The 12,130-nt window shown below is 60.7% G+C and carries 13 protein-coding genes and 1 tRNA gene; 11 read left to right on the top strand and 3 right to left on the bottom strand.

Annotated elements, in window-relative coordinates; all coding sequences use genetic code 11:
• Positions 1 to 159: 159 nt before the first annotated feature.
• The 4 genes from rpoE (at position 160) to AB4Z20_RS11530 (ending at position 3,985) form a co-directional block, all read left to right on the top strand.
• Positions 160 to 741, top strand: coding sequence for an RNA polymerase sigma factor RpoE (rpoE, locus tag AB4Z20_RS11545; protein ID WP_003172477.1), 582 nt, complete (start codon positions 160 to 162; stop codon positions 739 to 741).
• Between the two features lie 31 nt (positions 742 to 772).
• Positions 773 to 1,360: a sigma-E factor negative regulatory protein gene (locus tag AB4Z20_RS11540; RefSeq protein WP_057449745.1), complete on the top strand. Its 588-nt coding sequence runs from the start codon at positions 773 to 775 to the stop codon at positions 1,358 to 1,360.
• A gap of 12 nt (positions 1,361 to 1,372) precedes the next feature.
• The gene (locus AB4Z20_RS11535; protein ID WP_253472234.1) at positions 1,373 to 2,320 is read left to right on the top strand and encodes a MucB/RseB C-terminal domain-containing protein; all 948 of its coding nucleotides are present in this window, start codon (positions 1,373 to 1,375) and stop codon (positions 2,318 to 2,320) included.
• Between the two features lie 234 nt (positions 2,321 to 2,554).
• Positions 2,555 to 3,985: a DegQ family serine endoprotease gene (locus AB4Z20_RS11530; RefSeq protein WP_072347114.1), complete on the top strand. Its 1,431-nt coding sequence runs from the start codon at positions 2,555 to 2,557 to the stop codon at positions 3,983 to 3,985.
• A gap of 62 nt (positions 3,986 to 4,047) precedes the next feature.
• Here AB4Z20_RS11530 and AB4Z20_RS11525 read toward each other — a convergent pair whose 3' ends face one another.
• Positions 4,048 to 5,481 (bottom strand): M48 family metalloprotease, encoded by a 1,434-nt coding sequence (locus AB4Z20_RS11525; protein ID WP_258690541.1) that lies wholly within the window; start codon positions 5,479 to 5,481, stop codon positions 4,048 to 4,050.
• 98 nt (positions 5,482 to 5,579) lie between these two features.
• Between AB4Z20_RS11525 and AB4Z20_RS11520 the strand changes: the two genes are divergently transcribed.
• Positions 5,580 to 5,819 (top strand): sulfurtransferase TusA family protein, encoded by a 240-nt coding sequence (locus AB4Z20_RS11520; RefSeq protein WP_014337032.1) that lies wholly within the window; start codon positions 5,580 to 5,582, stop codon positions 5,817 to 5,819.
• A 29-nt stretch (positions 5,820 to 5,848) separates the two neighbouring features.
• On the top strand, positions 5,849 to 6,919 hold the full coding sequence (locus AB4Z20_RS11515) for an AI-2E family transporter (protein WP_442089899.1): 1,071 nt from the start codon (positions 5,849 to 5,851) through the stop codon (positions 6,917 to 6,919).
• A 130-nt stretch (positions 6,920 to 7,049) separates the two neighbouring features.
• Here the strand turns inward: AB4Z20_RS11515 and AB4Z20_RS11510 are convergent, their stop codons facing one another.
• Both AB4Z20_RS11510 and AB4Z20_RS11505 read right to left on the bottom strand, forming a co-directional pair.
• On the bottom strand, positions 7,050 to 7,523 hold the full coding sequence (locus AB4Z20_RS11510; protein WP_024616115.1) for a peroxiredoxin: 474 nt from the start codon (positions 7,521 to 7,523) through the stop codon (positions 7,050 to 7,052).
• 10 nt (positions 7,524 to 7,533) lie between these two features.
• Positions 7,534 to 8,094, bottom strand: a complete 561-nt coding sequence (locus tag AB4Z20_RS11505) for a glycine cleavage system protein R (protein ID WP_214512086.1) — start codon at positions 8,092 to 8,094, stop codon at positions 7,534 to 7,536.
• Positions 8,095 to 8,409: 315 nt separating this feature from the next.
• Between AB4Z20_RS11505 and dapA the strand changes: the two genes are divergently transcribed.
• From dapA to AB4Z20_RS11480, 5 genes are all read left to right on the top strand, one after another.
• Positions 8,410 to 9,288, top strand: coding sequence for a 4-hydroxy-tetrahydrodipicolinate synthase (gene dapA, locus AB4Z20_RS11500; RefSeq protein ID WP_253472239.1), 879 nt, complete (start codon positions 8,410 to 8,412; stop codon positions 9,286 to 9,288).
• Between the two features lie 17 nt (positions 9,289 to 9,305).
• Positions 9,306 to 10,421: an outer membrane protein assembly factor BamC gene (gene bamC, locus AB4Z20_RS11495; protein ID WP_253472240.1), complete on the top strand. Its 1,116-nt coding sequence runs from the start codon at positions 9,306 to 9,308 to the stop codon at positions 10,419 to 10,421.
• Positions 10,422 to 10,425: 4 nt separating this feature from the next.
• Positions 10,426 to 11,184: an MBL fold metallo-hydrolase gene (locus AB4Z20_RS11490; protein ID WP_214512083.1), complete on the top strand. Its 759-nt coding sequence runs from the start codon at positions 10,426 to 10,428 to the stop codon at positions 11,182 to 11,184.
• A 27-nt stretch (positions 11,185 to 11,211) separates the two neighbouring features.
• Positions 11,212 to 11,925 (top strand): phosphoribosylaminoimidazolesuccinocarboxamide synthase, encoded by a 714-nt coding sequence (gene purC, locus AB4Z20_RS11485; protein WP_018606833.1) that lies wholly within the window; start codon positions 11,212 to 11,214, stop codon positions 11,923 to 11,925.
• An 83-nt stretch (positions 11,926 to 12,008) separates the two neighbouring features.
• Positions 12,009 to 12,098 (top strand) — tRNA-Ser (locus AB4Z20_RS11480).
• The last annotated feature ends 32 nt before the right edge of the window (positions 12,099 to 12,130 follow it).

Raw genomic sequence — 12,130 nt, 5'->3', positions numbered from 1 at the left:
CCGGGGAATCTCCTGCTGCGTTTTTCGTGCGTGCCGAGATCAGAGCGCGCCGGAAACTTGCTTGGAAGGGGGAGAACTTTTGCGAAAAGCCCGAGTCTATGTTTGCAAGCCCGGACAATTAGTAATGCAAGCCTCCTTCGAGCTTATCGAGGAGTGTTCATGCTAACCCAGGAAGAGGATCAGCAGCTGGTCGAGCGCGTCCAACGCGGCGACAAGCGAGCTTTCGATCTGCTAGTGCTTAAATACCAGCACAAAATTCTCGGGTTGATCGTGCGTTTCGTGCACGACACCCATGAAGCGCAGGATGTCGCTCAGGAAGCCTTCATCAAGGCCTACCGCGCACTTGGTAATTTTCGCGGGGACAGCGCGTTTTACACGTGGCTTTACCGCATCGCCATCAACACGGCGAAAAACTATCTGGTTTCACGCGGCCGCCGGCCGCCGGATAGCGATGTAAGTTCTGAGGATGCCGAGTTCTATGATGGCGATCATGGCCTCAAGGATCTCGAGTCACCAGAACGCGCGTTGCTGCGGGATGAGATCGAAGGCACTGTCCATCGAACCATCCAGCAATTGCCCGAAGATTTGCGTACGGCTTTAACTTTACGCGAATTCGACGGTCTGAGTTACGAAGACATTGCGAGTGTCATGCAATGTCCTGTAGGCACCGTGCGCTCCCGGATCTTCCGCGCCCGGGAGGCCATTGATAAAGCCCTGCAACCTTTGTTGCAGGAAAACTAGAGACAGCGGCGACAGCCAAGAGAGGAACGCCATGAGTCGTGAAGCCCTGCAGGAATCGCTGTCCGCAGTTATGGACAACGAAGCGGACGAACTGGAATTGCGTCGGGTATTGAATGCCTTCGACGATGTTGAAACCCGTGAGACCTGGGCTCGTTACCAGATCGCCCGGGCCGTGATGCACAAGGACTTGTTGCTTCCACGCCTGGACATCGCTGCGGCCGTTTCCGCTGCATTGGCTGACGAAGCCGTACCGGCAAAAGCCTCCCGCGGACCATGGCGCAGCCTGGGTCGCCTGGCAGTAGCCGCTTCGGTCACCGTGGCCGTACTGGCCGGTGTGCGCCTGTACAACCAGGATGAGATTGCCGGCGTGCAGATGGCGCAGCAGTCCAACCAGCCAGGCCTGGTCGCTCCACAGGTCAAAGGCCCAGCAGTACTGGCCGGTTACAGCGAAGGCTCGGAAACCGCAGGCCCGATGGTCAATGGTGTTCTGCAAGGCCAACCTGGCTGGCATGATCAGCGTCTGCCCAACTACCTGCGTCAGCATGCTCAGCAAGCTGCCCTGAAAGGTACTGAAAGCGCGCTGCCTTACGCCCGTGCAGCCAGCATGGAAAACCGTTAATAAGGAAAACCATTGCGCGCCATACCTCTATTCACGCTTCTGCTTGGTGGCTGGTGTGCGATTCCAGCCCATGCCGATGAGGCTCAGGATTGGTTGAACCGCCTGAGTCAAGCCGAGCAGCAGCAGAGCTTCCAGGGCACCTTCGTTTACGAGCGCAACGGTAGTTTTTCTACCCATAACATCTGGCATCGCGTCCAGGATGGCAAAGTCCGCGAGCGGTTACTCCAGCTCGACGGCTCGGCACAGGAAGTCATGCGCATTGATGGACATACTCAATGCGTCAGTGGCTCCTTGATCGCGGGGCTGGGCAATACGCCTGACGGCACCTCACGTGCGCTCGATCCGCAAAAACTCAAGAATTGGTATGACCTGGCCGTCATTGGCAAGTCGCGCGTGGCCGGGCGTCAAGCGGTCATTGTGGCGTTGACGCCCAAGGACCAGCATCGCTATGGCTTCGAGCTGCACCTGGACAAAGAGACCGGCTTGCCGCTCAAGTCCCTGTTGCTCAATGACAAGGGCCAGTTGCTCGAACGTTTCCAGTTCACCCGCTTGAATGTCGCCGCGCCGACAGACGGTGATCTGCAAGCCAGCGCCGAATGCAAGGCTGTCACGCAGGATTCCGTCAAGGTCGTCGCGGTGAAAGCCGCCTGGCACTCGGACTGGCTGCCGCCTGGTTTCGAGCTGTCCAGCAGTGCCGTGCGCAAGGACCCGGACACCCAGGTCCAGGTCAACAGCTTGATGTACGACGATGGCCTGGCGCGCTTCTCGGTGTTCCTGGAACCGTTGAACGGTGCCAACGCCACTGATACCCGTACTCAGCTCGGCCCGACGGCTGCCGTCTCCCGCAGGCTCACGACGCCCCAGGGCGAAATGATGGTCACGGTGGTCGGTGAGATTCCTATCGGTACGGCGGAACGGATTGCGCTTTCCATGCGCTCCGACGTCACGGCGACTCAATAGCCTGCTGGCTGCATGGGTGGTTCGATTGTGCGAGAGGCTGATGATGCCAGGGCTTGATCGAAATGCCGAAACTTCCTGTCAGTATTTTCATTTGCAAAAACCCAGCTTTTTTTCTATAGGTCAGAGCCGCTCGGCCCTGGCCTTGTCTGTTTCCGGAACAAAAATACCGGCGTATCTTTTCCTGGTATTCCTTGCTCCATATCGCTTAACCATGCTCGTCGTAACGGGAGCCGTATGTCGATACCACGCTTGAAAACCTATCTCTCCATCCTTGCCACCGTGCTTGTGCTCGGCCAGGCCGTTCCTGCCGTGGCGGTCGAGTTGCCCGACTTTACGCAATTGGTCGAGCAGGCGTCGCCCGCGGTAGTGAATATCAGCACGACCCAGAAACTGCCGGATCGCCGCGTATCGGACCAGCAAATGCCGGACCTGGAAGGCTTGCCGCCGATGCTGCGAGAGTTCTTCGAGCGCGGCATGCCGCAACAACCCCGTTCGCCCGGCGGTGGTCGCCAGCGCGAAGCGCAATCCTTGGGTTCGGGTTTCATTATTTCGCCTGATGGCTACATCCTGACCAACAACCATGTGATCGCCGATGCCGACGAAATCCTGGTACGCCTGGCCGATCGCAGTGAGCTCAAGGCCAAGCTGATCGGCACCGATCCACGTTCCGACGTGGCGCTGTTGAAAATCGAAGGCAAGGATCTGCCCGTGCTCAAGCTGGGCAAATCCCAGGACCTGAAAGCCGGCCAATGGGTCGTGGCCATCGGTTCGCCGTTCGGCTTCGACCACACCGTGACCCAGGGCATTGTCAGCGCCATCGGTCGCAGCCTGCCGAACGAAAACTACGTGCCGTTCATCCAGACCGACGTGCCGATCAACCCGGGTAACTCCGGTGGCCCGCTGTTCAACCTCGCGGGTGAAGTCGTCGGCATCAACTCCCAGATCTATACCCGTTCGGGTGGCTTCATGGGTGTGTCCTTCGCGATTCCGATCGACGTTGCCATGGACGTGTCCAACCAACTGAAAAGCGAAGGCAAGGTCAGCCGTGGCTGGTTGGGCGTGGTCATTCAGGAAGTGAACAAGGACCTGGCCGAGTCGTTCGGGCTGGAAAAACCGGCCGGTGCGCTGGTGGCGCAGATCCAGGAAGGTGGCCCGGCTGCCAAGGGCGGCCTGCAAGTGGGTGACGTGATCCTGAGCATGAATGGTCAGCCGATCGTCATGTCTGCCGACCTGCCGCACTTGGTGGGTGCCCTCAAGGCCGGTGCCAAGGCCAATCTGGAAGTGATTCGTGAAGGCAAGCGCAAGAACGTCGAATTGACCGTCGGCGCCATTCCTGAAGAAGGCAAGGAGTTGGATTCGCTGCCCAAGTCTGGCGTCGAGCGCAGCAGCAACCGTCTGGGCGTGGCGGTGGCCGAACTGACTGAAGAGCAGAAGCGCACCCTGGAGCTCCAGGGCGGTGTGGTGATCAAGGAGGTGCAGGATGGTCCTGCCGCCCTGATCGGCCTTCAGCCGGGCGACATCATTACGCACCTGAACAACCAGGCCATCGGTTCCGCCAAGGAGTTCACCGACATCGCCAAGGCGTTGCCGAAGAATCGTTCGGTGTCGATGCGGGTCCTGCGCCAGGGGCGTGCCAGCTTCATCACCTTCAAGCTGGCCGAATGACCGGTTAGCGGCTCAAAAAAAACCGCCTCGAGAGAGGCGGTTTTTTATTGCCTGGCAAATGCTCAGCCCATCATGTCCTTGACCATGCGTTCCTGCTCCATGAGTTCCCGCTGTCGGGCATCGATGCGTGACGACAGGGGAAAATTGGTGCCGGCGCGCCGTTTGGCGAAGTCCAACTGCTGAATGGCCTGACGGTAGTCGCCTACCAGTGCGAAGTACTCGGCACGAGCCTGATGCAGGCCGATGATGTTGCCCGACAGCCCGCGGGTCTCGGCCACCATGTACCAGACGTCCGGATCGTCCGGGCGGGTCTTGAGCAAGGATTCCAGGGCCTTCTCGGCATCGGCGGGGCGGTTCTGCTTGAGCAGCAGGTCGACGCGTACCTGGTTGAGTGGATAGTTGCCTGGGTATTGGCCCAGCATCCGCTCGACGCGCGATTGAGCGTCGGCCAGTTTGTTGTTGGTGATGTCCAGGTCCACCTGGGCGAGGTTGTAGATGATCTCGTTGGGCGATTTGGCCAGCAACGGCTGGAGGTTCTCCCGGGCTTCATTCAACTGGCCCCCCTTGATCTGCGCGATCGCCAGGCCATAGCGTGCCACGTCGTTCTTCGGGTTCTCATCCAGCTGCGCCCGGAAGCGCTTGGCGGCCAGGCCCGGGGTTTCTTCGTAGGTCAACTGGACCCGAGCGCGAATCAGTTGATAGCGCACACTGTCCTCGATACCGCCCGGCTTGGCCTGTTCGGCGCGGTTGCGGGTGTCGGCGATCCGGGATTCGGTCACCGGGTGAGTCAGCAGGAATTCCGGGGGTCTGGCGTCGAACCGGTACTGGCGCATCAGACGCTCGAACATGGTCGGCATGGACCGTGGATCATAGCCGGCTTTCTCGAGGTTCTGGATGCCGATGCGGTCCGCTTCCTGTTCGTTCTGGCGCGAGAAACGCCGTTGTTCCTGGATGGCCGCAGCCTGGGTCCCGGCGATGGCCGCGATCCCCGCGTCACCGCCACCGGCGGCGGCAATCACGATGCCGGCCAGCAGCGCGGCCATCATTGGCACTTGCATGCGCTGCTGGGCTTCGACGCCGCGGGCGAAGTGGCGTTGTGACAAGTGCGCCAGTTCGTGGGCCATGACCGAGGCGTATTCGCCTTCGGTCTGTGCATTGAGGAACAGGCCGCCGTTGACCCCGACGATTCCGCCAGGTGCGGCGAAGGCGTTGAGCTGCGGGCTGTTGATCAGGATGAACTCCAGGCGTCGGTCGTTGACCTGGCTGGTTTCCACCAGTTTATAGACGCTGGATTCGACGTAGTCCTTGAGCTGTGGATCGTTGAGCTGTGAAACCTGGCTGCGCAGCAGGGCCAGCCAGGCGCGGCCCAGTTGGTGCTCCTGTTCTGGCGAGACGATGGCAGAACTGGCATCGCCAAGTGACGGCAGGTCGTCGGCGAAGCCCGGTGAGGCAAGCAGGCAAGCGAGCGTCAGCAGGGTGGGGCGCAGAAATGTCATGCACGAAGCCTTAGTCGACAAAGACCTTACTGTAGCCGGACACCGGGCCCGGGACCAGATATTCTAGGCCGCTCAACGATCTGCCGCGGAGTGAACCCATGACTGATGCTGTAGCCCACGATGCCGAACTGGACGCCAGCGGCCTGAACTGTCCGTTGCCGTTGCTCAAGGCCAAGCTGGAACTCAATCGCCTGGCCAGCGGCAGTGTGCTCAAGGTGATCGCCACGGACGCGGGCTCGCAGCGTGATTTCCGCACCTTCGCCCGATTGGCCGGTCATACGCTGCTGCGTGAAGAAGACGATAACGGCGTCTACCGTTACTGGCTGAAAAAGGCCTGAAAACCGACAGCGTTTCTTAAGGATTTTTAATGTTCAAAGTGTTACGCGACTGGATCCAGCGCTACTTCTCCGATGAAGAAGCTGTGGTCCTGGCAGTGCTGCTATTCCTGGCCTTTACCGCCGTGCTCACCCTGGGCGGCATGCTGGCGCCGGTGCTGGCGGGGATGGTGCTGGCGTACCTGATGCAAGGGTTGGTCACGACCCTGGAGCGCTTGCGGTTGCCGGGTGCGGTGGCGGTGGGCTTGGTGTTCGCCCTGTTCATGGGCTTGTTGTTGGTGTTCATAATCGTGATCGTGCCGCTGCTCTGGCACCAGTTGGTGACGCTCTTCAACGAGTTGCCGGGGATGCTTGCCAAATGGCAGTCCGTGCTGTTGCTGTTGCCCGAGCGTTATCCGCACCTGGTGTCCGACGAGCAGGTGTTGCAAGCCATTGAAGTCGTGCGCGGCCAGATTGGCAAGTTCGGCCAGTGGGCGCTGACGTTTTCGCTGTCCAGCCTGCCGCTTTTGGTCAACATCATGATCTACCTGGTGTTGGTGCCGATCCTGGTGTTTTTCTTCCTCAAGGACCGGGAAATGATCGGTCGTTGGGTCCGAGGCTACCTGCCGCGTGAGCGAGCGCTGATTACCCGGGTGGCCCAGGAGATGAACCGGCAGATCGCCAACTACATTCGCGGCAAAGTCATCGAGATTTTCATCTGCGGTGGCGTGACCTACATCGGCTTCGTCGCCCTGGGGCTCAATTATGCCGCCTTGCTGGCGCTGCTGGTGGGCATCTCGGTGGTAGTGCCTTATGTCGGCACCGTGGTGGTGACCGTGCCGGTGGCCTTGATTGCGCTGTTCCAGTGGGGCTGGAGCGATCAGTTCATCTACCTGATGGCGGTCTACGGGATCATCCAGACGCTGGACGGCAACGTGCTGGTCCCGCTGCTGTTTTCCGAGGCGGTGAACCTGCATCCGGTGGCGATCATCTGCGCGGTGCTGCTGTTTGGCGGGCTGTGGGGGGTCTGGGGGGTGTTCTTTGCGATTCCCCTGGCGACGCTGTTCAAGGCGGTGCTGGATGCGTGGCCGAGCAAGGAGCCGGTGGTGGCGCCGTTGTTGTAGCTTGGGTAATGGGGTGAGGCTTTTGGCCCCATCGCGAGCAAGCTCGCTCCCACAGGGATTTGATTAACACCACCAATCCAGTGTGGGAGCGAGCTCGCTCGCGATAGCGCCAGTACAGGCAGCGAAAATTTCAGCCCTTGTTGAGGGCCTGAGCCGCCGCCAAAACCGCATCCACATGCCCCGGCACCTTCACGCCACGCCATTCCTGGCGCAGCACGCCGTTCTTGTCGATCAGGAATGTGCTGCGATCAACGCCCAGGTACTCCTTGCCATAGAGCTTTTTCAGCTTGATCACGTCGAACAGCTGGCAGACGGCCTCGTCCTTGTCGCTGATCAGCTCGAACGGGAATTCCTGCTTGCACTTGAAGTTCTCGTGGGACTTGAGGCTGTCCCGGGAGACGCCGAACACTTCGGTGTTGGCGGCCTGGAACTGCGCATACTGGTCCCGAAAACCCTGGCCTTCGGTGGTGCAGCCCGGGGTGCTGTCCTTGGGGTAGAAGTAGATCACCACCTGTTTACCCTTGAGGGCGGCGAGGCTGATGGTCTGCCCGCTGGTGGCGGGTGCCTGGAAATCGGTAACCGGCTGGTCGACTGCAACGGCCATGAACGCTTCCTTACATTGGGTTTTGTGGGCGCCACGGTTCGATCAGGGCATCCAGGTTCATCGCATCGGCGAAGTCCAGGAACTGATCGCGCAGCCAGCTGATCTGGGTGCCGGCCGGCAGGGTCACGGTGAACGTGGCATTGAGCATGGTGCCGCCGGTCTGCGGGGCCTGGTAGGTGTCGCAGGTCAGGTTTTCCAGCTCGACGTGATGGTCCATGAAGAACTGGCACAGCTCGTTGATGATGTCCGGACGATAGGCTGAGCTCACATAAGCCACGTAGGGCAGGGCCTGGGGACGGTTCTCCAGCGCGGCGCTACGCACCACGTTGACGGTGAAGGCATGCTTCTTGGCCAGCGCCGGCAGGCTGCCTTCCAGGCGAGCCAGGGCGTCCCAGCTGCCGGAGATCTCGAGCACGAGTGCACTGCATTCGCCATGACGGGTCAGGCGTGAGGTCACGACGGCGCAGCGATTTTCATGGCTGGCGCGGCACAGGACGTTAGTCAGCTCCATGGGGTTGGCGCCAAGGGCACTGATAACAAGGAATTGTTCGCGGACTGTGGGGGTGGACATGCAGCATTCCTAAAGCGATGAGCGGTCGGTACTGTTGCCGCTCGATACAGCGCCAGGCCCTGAGAAACGAACGGCTCAAGCCTTGTGCCCGGGGTTGCGCTGCATTCCATGACAGCAGGAACGCACCAGGACAAACCCGGGATCGGGGCTTGCGGCGACGAAAACGGAGGCTGGAAACCGGCGTATGAGCTTGTCGGTACCGATCAAAGCCTGAAGGGTAGCGAAAACCATCGCCAAGGGGAATGGTAGTTCGCTTGTACAAGCATCTTGGCGCCAGTACCATTACCGCTCTCTTTTTCCGGCAGGAGCGGTTTCATGATTGCGGGCAGTATGGTGGCACTGGTCACACCCATGGATGCACAAGGGCATCTTGACTGGGCCAGCCTCAGCAAACTCGTGGACTTCCACCTTGAGAACGGCACCCATGCCATTGTCGCTGTCGGTACCACCGGCGAGTCGGCAACCCTCGACGTCAATGAGCACATCGAAGTCATCCGTGCCGTGGTCAAGCAGGTCAACGGGCGCATTCCCGTCATCGCCGGCACCGGCGCCAACTCGACCCGCGAGGCCGTCGAGCTGACCCGCAACGCCAAGGAAGCCGGTGCCGACGCTTGCCTGCTGGTCGTTCCGTACTACAACAAGCCGACCCAGGAAGGCTTGTACCAGCACTTCAAGCACATTGCCGAAGCCGTCGACATCCCGCAGATCCTCTATAACGTTCCCGGCCGCACCTCCTGCGACATGCAGGCCGAGACCGTGATCCGCCTGTCCACCGTGCCGAACATCATCGGCATCAAGGAAGCCACCGGCGACATGAAGCGCGCCAAGGCCATCCTCGATGGCGTGAGCAAGGACTTCATCGTGCTGTCTGGCGATGATCCGACCGCGGTCGAGCTGATCCTGCTGGGCGGCAAGGGCAACATCTCCGTCACTGCCAACGTTGCCCCACGCGAAATGGCCGACCTGTGCGAGGCCGCGCTCAAGGGCGACGCCGAGACCGCACGGGCCATCAACGAAAAACTGATGCCATTGCACAAGGACCTGTTCCTCGAGGCCAACCCGATTCCGGTGAAGTGGGCCTTGGTTGAAATGGGCCTGATGCACGAAGGCATCCGCCTGCCACTGACCTGGCTGAGCACCCCCTGTCACGAACCGCTGCGGCAGGCCATGCGCCAGTCCGGCGTCCTGGTTTAATTGAGGAAGTACAACGCATGAAGCGAATGGCCGGACTTTCCGCACTTGCCTTGATTATCTCCAGCACCAGCGGCTGCGGATGGATCTGGGGGCCGGAAGGTTACTTCCGCGACCGTGGTAGCGATTACCTGCAGGCGCAACAGACTGCACCGATGCAACTGCCGCAAGACGTCAGCGTTGCCAAGCGCCTCGATCCGCTGCTGCCGATCCCGCGCAACGTAGCCGACGACAGCGTCAAGGGCGAATACATCGTCCCACGTCCACAGCCGCTGTCGGCCGTGGCCGATGCCAGCGACTACACCCTGCAGAAGAGCGGCGACTCCAGCTGGGTCATGGGCCAGCATCCACCGGCCGAAGTCTGGCCGGTGGCGATCCAGTTCTTCCAGGACAACGGTTTCCGCCTGGACGAACAGCGCCCACAAACTGGCGAATTCACCACCACCTGGCAGCGCTCCGATGAACTCTCTGCTGCCATGGCCAAGCGCATGAGCGCCGCCGGTGTCGCGGCCGACAGCGAAACCCGCGTGCGGGTGCGTATCGAGCCGGGCGTGCAGCGCAACACCAGTGAAGTCTATGTGGTCAGCGCCGAACGGCCTGCCGGCAGCACCGCCGACGTGGCCTTCAGCAACCGTTCGGTCAATACCGGCCTCGACGCTGCACTGGTGGACGACATGCTCGCCAGCATGAGCCGTAACGCGGAGCAGGGCGGTTCGGTCTCGATGCTGGCCTCCAAGGAGTTCGATGCGCCGAGCCGCGTCAGCCTGAGCGAAGACGGCAGCGGCAACCCGGTGCTCAACGTCGGCTCCGACCTGGACCGTGCCTGGTCGAGCGTCGGCCGTGCGCTGGAGCAGGGTGAGTGGCGCGTTGAAGACATCAACCGCAGCCTGGGCCTGTACTACATCAACCTCGCTGAAAAGGCCGAGAAGAAAGACGATAAGCCTGGCTTCTTCAGTGGCCTGTTCGGCAGCAAGCCGGACAAGGAAGAAATCGAAGCCCGCGCCGAGCGTTATCAGGTTCGCCTGAGCAAGGTCGGCGACAACGTCCAGGTCACCGTCGAGAAGAACATCAACACCGTGGCGCCGGCCGATGTGGCCCGCAAGGTGTTGGGCGTGATTCAGGACAACCTGGGCTGATCCGATGCGTTTTGCCGTTCTCGGCAGCGGTAGCCAAGGGAACGGCACGCTGGTAGCCAGCGCCGGCACGTATGTGTTGGTCGATTGTGGTTTCTCCCTGCGGGAAACCGAGAAGCGCCTGTTGCGCCTGGGTGTGCACCCGGCGCAACTGAGCGCGATACTCGTGACCCACGAACATGCCGACCACGTGCATGGCGTGGGTTTGCTGTCTCGGCGCTACAATCTGCCGGTGTACCTGAGCCGTGGGACACTGGAAGGCCTGCGCAAACCCATCGAGCCGGCCGGGTTCGTGGCCGGTGGCGAGCAACTGCGCATCGGTTGCCTGGATATCAGCGTGGTCAGCGTGGCGCACGATGCCCGGGAACCGACGCAATATGTGTTCAGCGACGGCGAGCGGCGCTTTGGGCTGCTGACCGACCTGGGGTCGTATTGCGACAGGGTGATGGACAGTTACCGGGACCTCGATGCGTTGATGATCGAGTCCAACCACTGCCGCGACATGTTGGCGCGTGGTTACTACCCGTACTTCCTCAAGCAGCGGGTAGGCGGGGAATACGGGCATTTGAACAACCACCAGGCAGCGTTCCTGGTGGCCGAGTTGGGCTGGCAAGGCCTGCAACACCTGGTCCTGGCCCATCTGAGCAGCAAGAACAACCTGCCGCAGCTGGCCCGGCAATGTTTTGTCGACACCCTCGGGTGCGACCCGGACTGGCTGCAACTGGCCGATCAAGATTCAGGGCTCGACTGGCGACATATCGCCTAGCCCACTACTTAGCAAGCGGAGCCCATCATGGAAAAACGTGAAGAACTCTACCGCGGCAAAGCCAAGTCGGTTTACAAGACCGACGACGCTGACCGCTTGATCCTGCTGTTTCGCAACGACACTTCGGCGTTCGACGGCAAGCGCATCGAACAGCTGGACCGCAAGGGCATGGTGAACAACAAGTTCAACGCCTTCATCATGCAGAAGCTCGAAGCCGCCGGCGTGCCGACCCAGTTCGACAAGCTGCTGGGCGACAACGAATGCCTGGTCAAGAAGCTGGACATGATCCCGGTCGAATGCGTCGTGCGTAACTACGCCGCCGGCAGCCTGGTCAAGCGCCTGGGCGTGGAAGAGGGCATGAAGCTCAACCCTTACACCTTCGAGCTGTTCCTGAAGGACGACGCCAAGGGCGACCCGTTCATCAACGAATCCCACGTCGTGGCATTCGGTTGGGGCACCGCCGAGCAACTGGTCCGCATGAAGGAGTTGTCCCTCAAGGTCAACGAAGTGCTGACCAAGCTGTTCGACGACGCCGGCCTGCTGCTGGTGGACTTCAAGCTTGAATTCGGTGTGTTCAGCGACGGCTCCATCGTCCTGGGCGACGAATTCAGCCCGGACGGCTGCCGCCTGTGGGACAAGGACACCAAGAAGAAGATGGACAAGGACCGCTTCCGCCAGGGCCTCGGTGACGTCATCGAAGCCTACGAAGAAGTCGCCCAGCGTCTGGGTGTGCCGCTGTAATCGACGCAAGCATCTGATAGCACGGAAAAAATTTCGCTCGGGGGTTCGCTTCCGGCGAATGTGCTGGTATGATGCGCGCCACTGGAGAGATGCCGGAGTGGCCGAACGGGACGGATTCGAAATCCGTTGTACTGGCGACAGTACCTAGGGTTCAAATCCCTATCTCTCCGCCATTATTGTGTATGACTAAGCCCCTGAAATGGTT

This window comes from Pseudomonas sp. KB_12 (assembly GCF_052114545.1).
Lineage (GTDB): Bacteria > Pseudomonadota > Gammaproteobacteria > Pseudomonadales > Pseudomonadaceae > Aquipseudomonas > Aquipseudomonas brassicacearum.
The sequence above is the reverse complement of the archived record's forward strand: the minus strand, read 5'-3'. Positions and strand labels throughout refer to the sequence as shown.

What these genes read in the sequence shown, in the direction of transcription:
- AB4Z20_RS11510 (WP_024616115.1), bottom strand. Translation starts at nt 7,523, where the DNA reads ATGGCCGTTGCAGTCGACCAGCCGGTTACCGATTTCCAGGCACCCGCC.
- AB4Z20_RS11520 (WP_014337032.1), top strand. Translation starts at nt 5,580, where the DNA reads ATGACTGATGCTGTAGCCCACGATGCCGAACTGGACGCCAGCGGCCTG.
- AB4Z20_RS11515 (WP_442089899.1), top strand. Translation starts at nt 5,849, where the DNA reads ATGTTCAAAGTGTTACGCGACTGGATCCAGCGCTACTTCTCCGATGAA.
- AB4Z20_RS11530 (WP_072347114.1), top strand. Translation starts at nt 2,555, where the DNA reads ATGTCGATACCACGCTTGAAAACCTATCTCTCCATCCTTGCCACCGTG.
- rpoE (WP_003172477.1), top strand. Translation starts at nt 160, where the DNA reads ATGCTAACCCAGGAAGAGGATCAGCAGCTGGTCGAGCGCGTCCAACGC.
- dapA (WP_253472239.1), top strand. Translation starts at nt 8,410, where the DNA reads ATGATTGCGGGCAGTATGGTGGCACTGGTCACACCCATGGATGCACAA.
- purC (WP_018606833.1), top strand. Translation starts at nt 11,212, where the DNA reads ATGGAAAAACGTGAAGAACTCTACCGCGGCAAAGCCAAGTCGGTTTAC.
- AB4Z20_RS11540 (WP_057449745.1), top strand. Translation starts at nt 773, where the DNA reads ATGAGTCGTGAAGCCCTGCAGGAATCGCTGTCCGCAGTTATGGACAAC.
- bamC (WP_253472240.1), top strand. Translation starts at nt 9,306, where the DNA reads ATGAAGCGAATGGCCGGACTTTCCGCACTTGCCTTGATTATCTCCAGC.
- AB4Z20_RS11525 (WP_258690541.1), bottom strand. Translation starts at nt 5,481, where the DNA reads ATGACATTTCTGCGCCCCACCCTGCTGACGCTCGCTTGCCTGCTTGCC.
- AB4Z20_RS11505 (WP_214512086.1), bottom strand. Translation starts at nt 8,094, where the DNA reads ATGTCCACCCCCACAGTCCGCGAACAATTCCTTGTTATCAGTGCCCTT.
- AB4Z20_RS11490 (WP_214512083.1), top strand. Translation starts at nt 10,426, where the DNA reads ATGCGTTTTGCCGTTCTCGGCAGCGGTAGCCAAGGGAACGGCACGCTG.